General features: G+C 71.8%; 13 protein-coding genes. 7 read left to right on the top strand and 6 right to left on the bottom strand.

The window, feature by feature from the left end; all coding sequences use genetic code 11:
* Positions 1 to 21: 21 nt before the first annotated feature.
* The gene (locus OG344_RS04210) at positions 22 to 2,589 is read left to right on the top strand and encodes a transglycosylase domain-containing protein (RefSeq protein WP_405087049.1); all 2,568 of its coding nucleotides are present in this window, start codon (positions 22 to 24) and stop codon (positions 2,587 to 2,589) included.
* 129 nt (positions 2,590 to 2,718) lie between these two features.
* Here OG344_RS04210 and OG344_RS04205 read toward each other — a convergent pair whose 3' ends face one another.
* A complete protein-coding gene (locus OG344_RS04205) occupies positions 2,719 to 4,761 on the bottom strand; it encodes a thioredoxin domain-containing protein (protein WP_405087048.1) in 2,043 nt (680 codons plus the stop codon).
* 20 nt (positions 4,762 to 4,781) lie between these two features.
* Entirely contained in the window at positions 4,782 to 5,084 is a 303-nt protein-coding gene (locus OG344_RS04200) for a hypothetical protein (protein WP_405087047.1), read from the bottom strand.
* Between the two features lie 363 nt (positions 5,085 to 5,447).
* Between OG344_RS04200 and OG344_RS04195 the strand changes: the two genes are divergently transcribed.
* Complete coding sequence (locus OG344_RS04195; RefSeq protein WP_327047927.1) at positions 5,448 to 6,611, top strand: hypothetical protein; 1,164 nt, start codon at positions 5,448 to 5,450, stop codon at positions 6,609 to 6,611.
* Positions 6,612 to 6,619: 8 nt separating this feature from the next.
* On the opposite strand, the gene OG344_RS04190 is transcribed toward OG344_RS04195, so the two are convergent.
* From OG344_RS04190 to mca, 3 genes are read right to left on the bottom strand one after another with little or no spacing between them, the layout of a single operon-like run.
* The gene (locus OG344_RS04190) at positions 6,620 to 6,913 is read right to left on the bottom strand and encodes a GNAT family N-acetyltransferase (RefSeq protein WP_327047926.1); all 294 of its coding nucleotides are present in this window, start codon (positions 6,911 to 6,913) and stop codon (positions 6,620 to 6,622) included.
* Positions 6,910 to 7,077: a hypothetical protein gene (locus OG344_RS04185; RefSeq protein ID WP_327047925.1), complete on the bottom strand. Its 168-nt coding sequence runs from the start codon at positions 7,075 to 7,077 to the stop codon at positions 6,910 to 6,912. The genes OG344_RS04190 and OG344_RS04185 overlap by 4 nt, the downstream gene beginning before the upstream one ends.
* Before the next feature lie 9 nt (positions 7,078 to 7,086).
* Positions 7,087 to 7,968, bottom strand: coding sequence for a mycothiol conjugate amidase Mca (gene mca / locus OG344_RS04180; RefSeq protein WP_405087046.1), 882 nt, complete (start codon positions 7,966 to 7,968; stop codon positions 7,087 to 7,089).
* Positions 7,969 to 8,113: 145 nt separating this feature from the next.
* Between mca and OG344_RS04175 the strand changes: the two genes are divergently transcribed.
* From OG344_RS04175 to OG344_RS04165, 3 genes are all read left to right on the top strand, one after another.
* Positions 8,114 to 8,539, top strand: coding sequence for a DUF4307 domain-containing protein (locus tag OG344_RS04175; protein ID WP_327047923.1), 426 nt, complete (start codon positions 8,114 to 8,116; stop codon positions 8,537 to 8,539).
* Between the two features lie 75 nt (positions 8,540 to 8,614).
* Positions 8,615 to 9,115 (top strand): transcription elongation factor GreA, encoded by a 501-nt coding sequence (greA, locus tag OG344_RS04170; protein WP_327047922.1) that lies wholly within the window; start codon positions 8,615 to 8,617, stop codon positions 9,113 to 9,115.
* A gap of 136 nt (positions 9,116 to 9,251) precedes the next feature.
* Positions 9,252 to 10,601, top strand: a complete 1,350-nt coding sequence (locus OG344_RS04165) for a C40 family peptidase (RefSeq protein WP_327047921.1) — start codon at positions 9,252 to 9,254, stop codon at positions 10,599 to 10,601.
* Between the two features lie 13 nt (positions 10,602 to 10,614).
* Here OG344_RS04165 and OG344_RS04160 read toward each other — a convergent pair whose 3' ends face one another.
* Entirely contained in the window at positions 10,615 to 10,911 is a 297-nt protein-coding gene (locus tag OG344_RS04160; protein WP_405087045.1) for a hypothetical protein, read from the bottom strand.
* Positions 10,912 to 11,080: 169 nt separating this feature from the next.
* Between OG344_RS04160 and OG344_RS04155 the strand changes: the two genes are divergently transcribed.
* Positions 11,081 to 11,599, top strand: coding sequence for a hypothetical protein (locus OG344_RS04155; RefSeq protein ID WP_405087044.1), 519 nt, complete (start codon positions 11,081 to 11,083; stop codon positions 11,597 to 11,599).
* A 281-nt stretch (positions 11,600 to 11,880) separates the two neighbouring features.
* Positions 11,881 to 13,677: a phosphoenolpyruvate carboxykinase (GTP) gene (locus OG344_RS04150; protein WP_405087043.1), complete on the top strand. Its 1,797-nt coding sequence runs from the start codon at positions 11,881 to 11,883 to the stop codon at positions 13,675 to 13,677.
* The last annotated feature ends 86 nt before the right edge of the window (positions 13,678 to 13,763 follow it).

The following is a 13,763-nucleotide window of genomic DNA, read 5'->3' as shown; positions in this document are numbered from 1 at the left end:
GGACTTATCGGGGGTCGCAGGGTGGGCAACACCGGGGAGGGCCCGGCCGAGAAGGGCGGAGCCGGGCGGGGCCCGGCCGAGGGGGGCCCGGGCGAGGGGAGCACCGTCGCGCCGGGGGCGGCGCACGGCAGCGCGGCCGGGGCGGGCGGGACGGGCGGTGGCGGCGCACGTGGAGACTCGCGGGACGGCGGCGGACGGCCGGAACGCCGTGGACGCCGTGGACGCCGACGGCTGCCGCGCGTCCTGCTCGGCTGCCTCGCCACCTCGGTCGCCGGGCTGGTCGTGTTCCTCGCCGTCGTGTGGGCGCTGACCCCGATTCCGGGCGGCACCCAGGAGCTGGCGACGGCCCAGGGGTCGGTGATCTACTACCGGGACGGCAGGACCGTCCTCGCCACCGAGGGCGTCAACCGCAAGAACGTGCCGCTCGCGCGGGTTCCCAAGGTGGTCAGGGACGCGGTCATCGCCGCCGAGAACCGCACCTTCTACCAGGACCAGGGCGTCTCCGTGCAGGGCACGGCGCGCGCGCTCTGGTCGACGGTCACCGGCCGGCAGCTTCAGGGCGGCTCCACGATCACCCAGCAGATGGTCCGCAACTACTACAGCGGCCTCGGCCAGGAACGCTCTGTCGGGCGCAAGCTCAAGGAGATCATGATCGCGCTCAAGGTGGATCGCTCCGAGCCGAAGGACTGGGTGCTGGAGCGCTACCTCAACACGATCTACTTCGGCCGCGGGGCGTACGGCATCCAGGCCGCCTCCCGCGCCTACTTCGACAAGGACGTGCAGAAGCTCACGCCGGCGGAGGGGGCCTACCTAGCGGCCGTGATCCAGCAGCCCACCCGTTTCGCCGATCCCACCGGCCCCGCGCTCGACGCGGTCAGGGCGCGGTGGGCGTCGGTGATCCAGGGCATGCGCGAGATCGGCGCGATCAGCCGCGAGGAGGCCGGGGCGCAGACGTTCCCGACGCTCGCCAGGCAGCGGCCGCCGCTGTCCCTGGGCGGCCAGAACGGCTACATGCTCGCGCAGGTACGGGCCGAGCTCAACCGGCTGGGCTTCACCGACGAGGACATCAACCACGGCGGCCTGAAGGTCACCACGACGTTCGACAAGAAGCTCATGTCCCTCGCCGCCGAGGCGGTCAGGTCGGTGCTCCCCGAAGGCACCCCCAAGAAGGTCCGCACCGGCCTCGCGGCCGTCGACCCCGGCACCGGCGAGGTCGTCGCCTTCTACGGCGGGCGGTACGAGACCAACCAGTACGACAACGCCTTCTCCGCCAAGGTCCAGGCCGGGTCCACCTTCAAGCCCTACACGCTGGCCGCGGCGCTCGAAGCCGGCTACGGGCTCGACACGCTGGTGTACGGCAACTCGCCCATCACGATCGGATCCGCGAGCATTCCCAACTCCGGGGGCAGGTCCTACGGCCCGGCCATTCCGCTGGCCCAGGCCACGCAGTACTCGGTCAACACCGCCTTCGTCGACCTCGGGCAGCGGATCGGCCTCGACAGGGTCGTCGCGGCGGCCCGTGCGGCCGGCATCCCCGAGACGCAGCTCGCCCCGCACGCGAAGGCCGCCACGCTGCCGCTCGGGGTGGCGTCGGTGAGCGCCGTGCAGCAGGCCTCCGGGTTCGCCACCTTCGCCGCCGGCGGGATCCACCGCGAGGCCCACGTGATCAGGTCCGTCACCGACGGCAGCGGGCTCGTGCGCACGTTCGCGCCCTCCGGCACCCGGGCCTTCAGCGAGAACACCGCCGCCGACACGACGTACGCGCTGGAGCAGGTCGTGCTGAACGGCACCGGCACGGCCGCGCGGCTGTGGGACCGGCCGGCGGCGGGCAAGACCGGCACCACCGACGAGTCGGCCGCGGTCTGGTTCTCCGGGTACGTCCCGCAACTGGCGGTCGCCGTCGACATGTTCCGCGACGACAACAAGCCGGTGACCGTCCCCGGATACGGCGAGTTGTACGGTGGCACGCTTCCCGCGGAGATCTGGAAGACCTTCGTGGGCGCCGCCATGGAGGGCAAGCCGGTGAAGGAGTTCCCCGAGCCGGTCACCTGGAACCCTTACTACTCCTGGGACTACGGCAGGGCCACGCCCCAGCCGAGCGGCGATCCCAACGCCATCCCGATGGACCCCTCGGCCACCTTCCCGCCGTACGGGCCGGGGGCGCCCGGGCTGCCTCCCGGCGCGCCCGGAGACGAGGAGCAGCCCGGCGGCACCGGCCAGGAGGGCCCGGGCCAGGACGGCGGCGGCACGGGCGGCGGCGGCACGGGCGGCGGCGGCACGGGCGGCGGCCAGGGCGGCGCCAACAACCTGCGCCCCAACACCCTGCGTCCGAACGGCCTCCTCCCAGACGATCTTCGCCCGAACGACCCGGGCCGGGCCGGTGAGGCGGGGAGCCCGCCGGGCGGGCCCGGCACCGGGCAGGACGCCCCCGCGCCCGGCGGCGCCGACCGCACGGGGGCCGACCGCACGGGGGCCGACCGCACGGGCGCGGGCACCGGCGGCACCGGCGGCACCGGCACCGGCGGCACCGGCACCGGCACGGGCGGCCGAAGGAGCACCGGCGGCGCCCCGGCGGGCCTACTGCCGTAACCGCCGGAGGATTCGCCCGGACGGAGCGGTGTCCAGCCATGGGTGAAGAGGATGCCGGGTGAGGGACGCCGCGAGGTGCCGCTCCGGTCGACGCGGCGGAGGCGATCGGCAGCGGGCGTCGGCCCCGCGTCAGTTGGCCAGTTCGGCCCGTAGCTCGGCGGGGGTGGTGACCGGCGCCCGGCAGGTGAAGCGGCGGCACACGTAGGCGGCGGGCGAACCGCCGATCATGCCGCGCCCCTCCAGCAGCGGCACGTCCACCGACCCGGCTTCTCCTGATCCGGCGTCTCCTGATCCGGCGCCTGCCGATCCGTTGCCGGCGGATCCGTCGCCGAGCGCGACCACCAGGCCTGGCGCGCCGGACAGCAGGGCCGCCCGGTGCAACGCGCGGGTGCGGGCATCGCCGGGCGGGCCGACGATCGCCACCTCGGCGGGCCCGCGCAGGGCCGCCTCCGCCACCGCGAGGCCCCATCCCGCGAAGCGGGCGTACCGCCCGGCCAGCGTGGAGACCGCGCCGAGCGCGGCCTCGGCCGCCTCCCGGTGCCGGGCCGAACCGGTCAGCGCGGCGTACGACAGCAGCGCGCCCGCCGCCGCGAACCGCCCGGACGGCGTGGCGTTGTCGGTGGGGTCCGCGGGCCGCTGGAACAGCCGCTCGCCGTCGTCCGGGGCGTCGTAGAACCCCCCGGAGCCGTCGGGGAACCGGGTGAGGATGGTCTCCAGCAGGTCGCCCGCCCGGTGGAACCAGCGGCTCTCGCCGGTGACGCCGTAGAGGGCGATGAAGCCTTCCGCCGCGTTCGCGTAGTCCTCCAGCATGCCGGCGTTGGTGCCCGCCCGGCCGTCGCGTGAGGTGCGCAGCAGCCGGGCCGGGCCGCGGCTCACCGTGTGCAGGTCGTCGAGCAGCACGGCCGCCTCCCGCGCGGCGTCCACCAGCACGGGCCGCTCGAACAGCGCGCCCGCCTCGGCGAGGGCGGCGATCACCAGCCCGTTCCACGAGGCCACGATCTTGTCGTCCCGGCCCGGCCGCGGGCGCCGTTCCCGGGCGGCGCGCAGGGACGTACGGATCCGGTCGAACCGCTCCGGATCATCGGGGTCCGCCAGAAGCTGGAGCACCGACGTGCCGTGCTCGAACGTGCCCGTGACCTCGAACACCGAGGCCGCCCAGGCGCCGTCGTCCTCTCCGAGGACCTCGCGAAGCTGCTCCGGCGTCCAGACGTAGAACAGGCCCTCGCCGTGGGCGCCGTCCGCCCCCTCGCTGTCGGCGTCGAGGGCCGAGGCGAAGCCGCCCTCCGGGGTCCGCATCTCCCGCAGCAGCCACTCGGCGGTCTCCAGGGCCACCCGCCGGGCGAGGACCGAGCCCGTCGCACGCCACCAGTGGGCGTAGACCCGCAGCAGCAGCGCGTTGTCGTACAGCATCTTCTCGAAGTGCGGCACCACCCAGTCGGCGTCGACGGAGTAGCGGGCGAAGCCGCCGCCGAGCTGGTCGTACAGGCCGCCCCTGGCCATGGCCTCCATGGTCGCCTCGGCCATGGAGACCGCCTCGGGCGTGCCGTGCCGCAGCAGGAACTCAAGGACCATGGACGGCGGGAACTTCGGCGCCCCGCCGAAGCCGCCCCGCCGTTCGTCGAAGCCCTCCGCGAGGTTCCGTACGGCGAGGGCGAGCGTGCCGGCGTCCGGCAGCGGGCCCGACGGCACCCCGGTCTGCTCGCCGAGTGCCTCCACCACCTTCGCGCCCTGGCTCAGCACACCCTCCCGGTCCTGCCGCCAGGCCTCCGAGACGGCCTGCAGCAGCCGGTGGAGGTGCGGCCGGGGAAAGTAGGTCCCGGCGTAGAACGGATGCCCCTCCGGCGTGGCGAACACCGTCATCGGCCAGCCGCCCTGCCCGGTCATCGCCTGGACCGCGCCCATGTAGACGGCGTCCACGTCGGGGCGTTCCTCGCGGTCGACCTTCACGTTGACGAACAGCTCGTTCATCTGCCGCGCGGTGGGCTCGTCCTCGAACGACTCGTGCGCCATGACATGACACCAGTGACACGCCGAGTAGCCGACGCTGATCAGCAGGGGGACGTCGCGCCTGCGCGCCTCCGCGAACGCCTCCTCGCCCCACGGAAACCAGTCCACCGGGTTGTCCACGTGCTGCAGGAGGTAAGGAGAGGTCTCGCCGCCCAGCCGGTTCATATCGCCAGCCTCTCACACGCTCAGAAAAGCACTACGCGGCCGCGCTCCTGCCTACGGCGGGAGATGTCGTCCATCGTGGTGGTAGGAAGCGAACCCGTCTCGGCGGCCGCGCGGATACGGTCACGCTGGGGATCGGTGTCGAGCATCGCTCGCCCCCACCAGGCCGTGAGCACGCCGTCGAGTTCCGGCCCCTGCTGAGCTTCCAGCAACTCCGCGAAGAACTGGGCCCGACGGGCGCCTCGGAGCGCGTCGGAGATCCCACCGATGGTGCGGGGCACACGCGGCGCTTCGGCCGAATGCTGGTGGACGGGTTGAGCGCCCATCGACACCGCCTTTCGTCGCTCCCGACCAGGGTAATGCGCAGCGGACGAGCTTCAGAGTCACCCGCGTCATCCGGCCGCCCAGCCGGTTCATATGGCCAGACTCTCACACGCTCAGAAAGGCCCTACGCGGCCGCGCGGATACGGTCACGCTGGGGATCGGTGTCGAGCATCGCTCGCCCCCACCAGGCCGTGAGCACGCCGTCGAGTTCCGGCCCCTGCTGAGCTTCCAGCAACTCCGCGAAGAACTGGGCCCGGCGGGCGGACTCCGGGGCGGTGGCCGGGTTCGGCGGAACGGACCCTGGAGAACGCGCGGGGAGAACGTGGGGATGTGTTCGGGCGCGTCCGGGCGTAGGCTCACAGGACGTGGGCTTGGATCTGGACTTCGCGGTCAGGCACTCGGGGCGCCCGGCGGCCGTCATGACGCGGCGGGACGTCGCCCGGGTGCTGCTGGCTGTGCCCTCCGGGCAGGCTCTGGTCGCCCTTCCCGACCTGCGGCGGCAGTTGCTCGCCGCGGGCAATCCGCTGTCGGTCACGTTCTGGGAGTCCGCGAAGGCGGTGCTGACCAGCATCGAGTCGGGCGTCGCCACGGTGGGCGACGTGCAGCGCTGGCTGGAGTCCAGCGGCACCGAGCCGATCATGCTCACCCGCAGCTACTTCCTGTGGCCCGAGGAGAGCGAGCGCGGCCCGGTGGCCACCGAGATGTACGAGCGGCTGGTCGAGTTCCTGGAGGAGCGGCTGGCGGCCGGGGAGATCGACGCGGACGCGCTGGCCGCCGGAGACCCCGGGGCTCGCCACGCCTACGAGGAACTCCAGGAAAACTGGCTCGGTACGCCGCTTCCCGACGGCCGGGTGCCCAACGTCGTGGTCAACGACGAGCAGGACAAGGAGCTGTACGCCGCCTGGGACGAGGAGGAGGCCTTCGCGCTGAGCGAGTTGCGGCGGGTGCTCGACGACCTGCCCGAGCCGCCCTTCCCCGAGGCCGACCTCCGCATGGCCGCCCGGCGGCTGCGCGTCACGCTGGGCCGGCCCGGCTATCCCGGCAACGTGCTGCGCGCGTGCGCCGGCCTGGAGGAGGGCGACCTGCCGGAACGGGACGAGGACCTGTGGCTCACGGTCGCCGCCGGGATCGCCGCGCCGATCTCCGACCTCCCGGACGAGGAGGACGCCGCCCGGTTCTTCGACATGGAGGGCGATCTCAGTCACGAGGACTCGATACTGGCCTCGCTGTGCGCCATCCACCACGCCGACTGGCTCGCCTCGGTGATCACCCTCGTCCGGTACGGCCCCGGCGTGCTCGCCTCACCGGAGCGGATCGCCCGGTTCATCGCCGACTCCGAGGACGTCGACGTCGACCCGGACGAGCCGGAGGACCTGGAGGCGACGGAGATGCTGTTCACGGCGGTCACCCCGCTGTGGGCGCATCTCGGCATCGTGGACCGGGCGGAGGTGCTGACCCCGCTCGGCTGGTGGGGCCTGCCCAAGGCGCTGGAGCGCGCCTGGTCCTCCGGCCCCGCCCTGCCCGACTGACGGACGGCTCACCCGGCAGCGTCCACCAGGTCGCGGTACTCAGGGTGCCGCTGGATGAACCAGGCCACGAACGAGCACAGGGGCACCACGCTCAGCCCTGCCGTACGCGCGCCGTCGAGGGCGGCGCCCACCAGGTGGCCGCCCAGCCCCCGGCCCTCGTACTCGCCGCGCACCTCGGTGTGCGTGAAGACCATCGCCCCGTCCCGCATCCGGTACTGCGCGAACCCGGCGACCACCCCGTCGACCAGGATCTCGTAGCGCGACGCGGCCGGGTCGGCGACGACCTCGACGGCCGCGCTCACGCGTCCGGTCCGTTCCCGGGCCGTTCGTCCTCCCGGCGGTCGTCCGGCACCTGGATCTTCTTCATCTGCTTGTTCATGTTCTTCAGCAGGAGGAACAGGGCGACGCCGATCGCGGCGACGACGAGGAAGCCCAGGAGACCCGGCCCGTAACTGTTTGCGTCCACCCGTCCAGCTTACGAGCGGGCAGGGGCGGCCTCCGCGTGGATCCCCGTGAACAGGTCGTCCTCCGGCAGCGTGGTGTCCACCAGCGACCGCGCGAGGTGGTAGTCCTCGGTCGGCCAGATCTCCTCCTGGAGATCCCTCGGGCAGACGAACCAGAAGCCGTCGGGGTCGACCTGGGTGGCGTGCGCGAGCAGGGCGAGATCGCGGAGCTCGAAGTAGTCCGCGCACGGCACCCTGGTCGTGACCTCCCACTTCTCCGGGCGGTCCTCCCAGCGGGCGATCCAGTCGGCGTACGGCGAGCCGATGCCGCGCTCGGTCATCGCGTTGTGCAGCGCCTCGAACCGCTCCCTGGTGAAGCCCATGTGGTAGTAGAGCTTCAGCGGCTGCCACGGCTCGCCGGTGCCCGGGTAGCGGTCGGGGTCACCCGCCGCCTCGAACGCCTCGACCGACACCCGGTTGGTCTTGATGTGGTCCGGGTGCGGGTAGCCGCCGTTGTCGTCGTACGTGAGGATCACGTGCGGCCGGAACTCCCGCACGGCGGCGACGAGCGGCGCGGAGGCCGCCTCCAGCGACTGGAGCGCGAAGCAGCCCTCCGGCAGCGGCTCGTTCTCGTCCTCCGGCAGTCCGGAGTCGACGAACCCGAGGAAGCGCTGCCGCACGCCGAGGATCTCGCGGGCCTTCTCCATCTCCTGCCGGCGCACCTCGCCCATGTTCTCGAGGATGTCGGGCCGGTCCATCTTGGGATTGAGGATCGAGCCGCGTTCACCGCCCGTACAGGTGACGACGAGGACCTCCGCGCCCTCCGCGACGTAGCGGGCCATCGTGGCGGCACCCTTGCTCGACTCGTCGTCGGGGTGCGCGTGCACGGCCATCAGCCTCAACGGTGCGCTCACGGCTCTCCTCATGGTGTCCTCTGGCTGTCAAAGAGGTTAGCTTCTAAGTGACCGTGCGTACCGGACCGGCATGGCCCGCGCCGGCACGGTCCCGGTGCGGACGATCGTCTCGCACAACACCGACAATCCTCAGGGAGATTCCGCGATGCCCACGGATGAGGCCGGCGGCGGGGGGACACGACCGGTGCTCGGCACGCCGGACGAGTTCGCGCCGCGCCCGGCGCGGCCCGGCCGGCTGGTGCCGTACGTCGTGATGGCGCTGGTCGTGGCGCTGATCGCGGGCGGCTGGGGCTACGTCATGCTCCGCGCGAACGGGAACCCGGTCGTCAGCGCCCAGGTGATCACCTTCGACGCGAGCGCTCCGGACTCCGCCGTAATAACGTTCACCGTGCACAAGCCCGCCGGCCGGGCGGCGACGTGCCGGATCCAGGCACTCGACACCAGGCATCTGGAGGTCGGCAGCCGCGAGGTGGACGTCCCGCGGGGCCGGTCGGACCTCGAGTTCACCGAGCGGGTGAGAACAAGCGCGCAGGCCACGGCGGTACATGTCGACTACTGCGATCTCGTATAGTGGAATCTTTGGGGAAGCGTTCGAAGGCGTTAACTCGTTAGCCTTTCGAGTCACTTACGGAAACAAGGAGAGCCCGTGGCCGTCTCCCAGAACGACAACGTCACCTGGCTGACGCAAGAGGCGTACGACCGCCTCAAGGAGGAGTTCGAGTACCTTTCGGGCCCGGGTCGCACGGACATCGCCAAGAAGATCGAAGCCGCCCGGGAAGAGGGTGACCTCAAGGAGAACGGTGGCTACCACGCCGCCAAGGACGAGCAGGGCAAGATGGAGGCCCGCATCTTCCACCTCCGGCAGATCCTGGACAGCGCCAAGGTCGGTGAGGCTCCCCGCGCCGAAGGCATCGTCGGACCCGGCATGACCGTGACGGTCCGCTTCGACGGCGACGACGAGGAGGTCACCTTCCTGCTGGCCTCCCGCGAGGAGAGCGGCGCTCCGATCGACGTCTACTCGCCGAACTCTCCCCTCGGGTCCGCGATCAACGGTAAGAAGATCGGCGAGCAGGCGACCTACACGATGCCCAACGGCAGGCAGAACAGCGTCGAGATCCTCGAGGCCGTGCCGTACGTCGGCAACTAGTCGGCATCCAGGGGCCGTGGCCCACAGGTCTTGTCCCTTTTCGCCCCGGCCGGGAATTCTGCAATCGATTGCGGTATTCCCGGCCGTACGGCAGTCTCGTCGTGGAACGAAGCATTCACTGCGGAAGGGGGAGATCGTGCTCGAACGCCGAGCGCGCTTATCCACCCGTGTCCGCAGGAAACTCGCCACAGTCGTGTTCGAGGCGCGTCAGGACCTCGCGTACCGGCCGCGCCTTCCCCGGCGGGGCCACGCGCGGCGGGGCGCCGGGTTGCGCAGGACGGTCCCCTTCATCGCCGTGCTGCTCGCGTGCGTGCTGGCGGCCGACGTCCTCGCGCTCGGCGAGCTCACGTCGGACGCGGCGAACCCCGATGTGACCGCGGCGGTCTCCCAGCGGCGTGCGGGCCACGGTTACGTGGCGGCGGCGCGGCAGGACCGCGCCGCGACGGCACCCGGAACGGCCCCCGACCCGGCGGCGGGCCCGGCCGCGGGATCGCCGGAGAGCCCGGCGGCCGCGCAGGTGGCGCCGCTGGAGCGCCTGATCCGCCCGCACCTGTTCGTGGTGGCCGAGCGGCCGCTGCCCGCCGAACTGGTCGAGAAGGTGCGCCGGGTCAAGGGCGTGGCGGACGCCGAGGTGACCGGCGCGGCCGACGTGACCGTGGACGGCAAGCGCGTGCAGACGATGGGCGTCGACCCGTCGACGTTCCGCGCGTACACGCCGAAGGTGACGGCCGGCACCGACGGGCTGTGGCGCAACATCGCGGCCGGGGACATGGCGGTCTCCTTCGAGCTCGGCCACGACGGCGGCGTCAAGCTCGGGTCCGTCGTCGAGGGCGGCGGCAGGCGCCTGCGCATCGGCGCGTACGCCACGGTCGGCATGGGCTCGATCGCCGCGATCGTCTCGAAGGACACGGCGGCGGCGCTCGGCGTCCCGGACGGCAACGCCCTCGTCGTGAGCGCGCCGAAGGTCGACTCGGCCGGGCTCCGCCGGAGCCTGCTGAAGATCCTGCCCAAGGGCAGCCAGGTCGCCACGATCAACCCGGTGGTGGTCACGCCCAAGGGGCGCACCGTGTGGCCGTCGACCGCGTTCATGTCCGCCGACCAGCTCAAGGTGGCGCTGGAGGCGGCCGTCGGCAAGCTCGGCCGGCCGTACGTCTGGGGCGCCGAGGGACCGGATAGCTTCGACTGCTCCGGGCTCGTGCAGTGGGCGTACGCGCAGGCGGGCGTGAAGATGCCGCGGGTGACGTACCAGCAGTGGGTCACCGGGCCGCAGGTGCCGCTGTCGCAGGCGCAGCCGGGCGACCTGCTGTTCTGGCGCAACGACCCGACCAACCCCGGCTACATCTCGCACGTCGCCATCTACTGGGGCAACGGGAAGATGCTGCACGCCCCGCACACCGGCGACGTCGTGAGGATCGCGAACGTCTACACGAAGAACCTCGCCGGGGTCGTCCGGGTCAGCCCCCAGGTCTCCGCCCGGGTCCGCTGACCCCACGGGCGCCCTACGTCGGCAGGCCGGCTTCGAGGAGCCCGAGGGCCTCGTCGACCAGGGCTGGGAGCGGCGTCGCGCCGTCCTGGTCGACCCAGGTGAACAGGGCGGTGATCAGGGCTCCCATGACCGCCCCAGCGAGCGTCCGTACGGCGAAGTCGCCGGGATCGCGGCCGGACCGCCCGGCGACGGCCGCGGCGAGCATGTCGACCGTGGCGAACAGTCCCTCCGCGGTACGCGCCCGCAGAGCGGGCACCGAGGTGGACAGCCGGGTCCGGGCGAGGGTCTGGTCCAGTTCCTCCGGATCCATCGCCTCGAAGGCCCCCCGGCACGGCGCGGACGGAGGGGGCGTCCTGCCGGTCGGCGCGCCGCGGTGAGCTCATGCCTCGATTCTGCCGTTCATCCGGACCGGGATGCTCGCCGGAAGACCGGCGACATGATCTCGCCATGAAGAGCGGAAGCGGTGTAATTTTGATTACATGAATGCAGAAGAAGAGTTGAAGACGTGGTTCGCCGGCCGCCTGCCGGAGACGTGGTTCGCCGGCCGGCCGGAGGTGGTCGTGGACCGCGAGGAGATCACCGTGCTCGGGACGCTGCCGCCGTTGTCGGTGGCCGAGGGGCTGCCCGACCTCGAACGGGCCGCGGCCGTCGAGGGATACGTCGAGCGGTTCCGCGAGGAGACCCGCGAGCGCCGGATTGAGATCGCCCGCGAGGCCGAGCACCGCTTCCGGCGCAAGGTGTCCTGGGGGGCCGTCACCGGGGGTGAGACAGTGATGTTCACCACTCTTTCCGTGCCCGTCATGACCCGCCTGCGCCAGCCGGAGCGGCAGGTGCTCGACACCCTGGTCGCCGCGGGTGTGGCGCGCAGCCGCAGCGACGCGCTGGCCTGGTGCGTCCGGCTGGTCGGGAAGCACACCGACAACTGGCTCGCTGACCTGCGCGATGCCCTCCAGCACGTCGACCGCGTCCGGGCGGAGGGCCCCGGCGGATTGGACTGAACCAATTCGTGCAGAGGTCTAAACCATTGCGATCGGTCTATACCAATGTGTAACGCCGGTGAGGCGGGTAAGGAGGGGAAAGACGTTTTTTCGACAGGGCCCCGAGTGGGTAAGGTCGCACAACATCACGGTCCCTGCCTGGGCGGATACCGTCGGGGACCGTGCTGGAGAATGGCACCGAATTAAGTGGGAGTGGAAACGCGATGGTCTACTCCAATTGGCTTCGGGAGCCGTTCGCCGCGAATGACGCTCAGGCCCTGAGAGATTAAGGAGCCGCCCCCGTGTCCATTTCAGTAGATGCACCGACGCCCACCACTCACAGCGATCTGGCCGCCTGGGTGAGCCGGATCGCGGAGCTGACCCAGCCGGACCGCGTCGAATGGTGCGACGGTTCGGAGGCCGAGTGGACGCGCCTGACCAACCTTCTGGTCGAGCAGGGCACCTTCCGGCGGCTCGTCAAGCGTCCCAACAGCTTCTACGCGGCCTCGGACCCGGGCGACGTCGCCCGGGTGGAGGACCGCACGTTCATCTGCTCCGAGCGCAAGGAGGACGCGGGCCCGACCAACAACTGGATCGCGCCGGACGAGATGCGCGGGACGTTCGCCACGCTGTTCCGGGGCTGCATGCGGGGCCGGACGATGTACGTCGTGCCGTTCTGCATGGGCCCCCTGGGCGGTGATCTCTCCCAGCTCGGCGTGGAGATCACCGACTCGCCGTACGTCGTGGTGTCGATGCGGATCATGACCAGGATGGGCGAGGAGGCGCTGCGTCTCATCGAGGAGCGCAAGGACTTCGTTCGGGCGGTGCATTCGGTGGGGGCGCCGCTGGAGCACGGCCAGGCCGACGTGCCGTGGCCGTGCAGCCCGACCAAGTACATCAGCCACTTCCCCGAGACCCGCGAGATCTGGTCGTACGGCTCGGGCTACGGCGGCAACGCGCTGCTGGGCAAGAAGTGCTACGCGCTGCGGATCGCCAGCGTGATGGCCCGCGACGAGGGCTGGCTGGCCGAGCACATGCTGGTCCTCAAGCTCACGCCGCCGGAGGGCGAGGCGCGGTACATCGCGGCCGCCTTCCCGTCGGCCTGCGGCAAGACCAACCTCGCCATGCTCCGGCCCACGATCCCGGGCTGGAAGGTCGAGACGATCGGCGACGACATCGCCTGGATGCGCTTCGGCGCCGACGGCCGGCTGCACGCGATCAACCCGGAGGCCGGCTTCTTCGGCGTCGCGCCCGGGACCGGCCAGACCACGAACGCCGGCGCGATCGAGACGCTGTGGGGCAACAGCGTCTTCACGAACGTCGCGCTGACCGACGACGGCGACGTCTGGTGGGAGGGCCTCACCGACGAGCCGCCCGCGCACCTGACCGACTGGAAGGGCCGTGACTGGACGCCGGAGTCGGGCGAGCCCGCCGCCCACCCGAACGCCCGGTTCACCACCCCGGCCGGGCAGTGCCCGACGATCGCCCCCGAGTGGCAGGACCCGGCCGGCGTGCCGATCTCGGCCATCCTGTTCGGCGGGCGCAGGGCGACCGCCGTGCCGCTGGTGACCGAGTCGCTGAGCTGGCGGCACGGCGTCTTCCTGGGCGCCAACGTGGCGTCGGAGAAGACCGCGGCGGCCGAGGGCAGGGTCGGCGAGCTGCGCCGCGACCCCTTCGCGATGCTGCCGTTCTGCGGCTACAACATGGGCGACTACTTCGCGCACTGGATCAGGATCGGCGAGTCGGCCGACCCGGAGAAGCTGCCGAGGATCTACTACGTGAACTGGTTCCGCAAGGACGCGGACGGCCGCTTCCTGTGGCCGGGCTTCGGCGAGAACAGCCGGGTGCTCAAGTGGATCGTCGACCGGCTGAACGGCGTGGCCGGCGTCGTGCCCTCGGCGATCGGCAACCTGCCGGACGCCCTCGACACCGAGGGCCTCGGCATCGCGCCCGAGGACATGGAGCTGCTGCTCGGCGTCGACCCCGAGGTGTGGCGGGAGGAGGCGGCACTGATCCCGTCCCACTTCGCGACCTTCGGCGACCACATGCCGAAGGAGCTGTGGGACGAATACCACGCCCTGGTCGAGCGGCTCGGCTGAGTCACGCGTACGTCCCGCGCGGACGGTCACGCGTACGTCCCGCGGGCCGGGGAAGCCGGAGGAGAGCGGGCGGGGCACGCCGCGCC

Source organism: Microbispora sp. NBC_01389, assembly GCF_045040095.1.
In the GTDB taxonomy this organism is placed as follows: domain Bacteria; phylum Actinomycetota; class Actinomycetes; order Streptosporangiales; family Streptosporangiaceae; genus Microbispora.
This window is presented reverse-complemented; position numbering and strand designations above follow the sequence as displayed.

Bases quoted from the DNA above. Each gene is read 5' to 3' on its own strand.
- OG344_RS04160 (WP_405087045.1), bottom strand. From the start codon at position 10,911: ATGGATCCGGAGGAACTGGACCAGACCCTCGCCCGGACCCGGCTGTCC.
- OG344_RS04155 (WP_405087044.1), top strand. From the start codon at position 11,081: ATGAATGCAGAAGAAGAGTTGAAGACGTGGTTCGCCGGCCGCCTGCCG.
- OG344_RS04175 (WP_327047923.1), top strand. From the start codon at position 8,114: ATGCCCACGGATGAGGCCGGCGGCGGGGGGACACGACCGGTGCTCGGC.
- OG344_RS04200 (WP_405087047.1), bottom strand. From the start codon at position 5,084: ATGGGCGCTCAACCCGTCCACCAGCATTCGGCCGAAGCGCCGCGTGTG.
- OG344_RS04205 (WP_405087048.1), bottom strand. From the start codon at position 4,761: ATGAACCGGCTGGGCGGCGAGACCTCTCCTTACCTCCTGCAGCACGTG.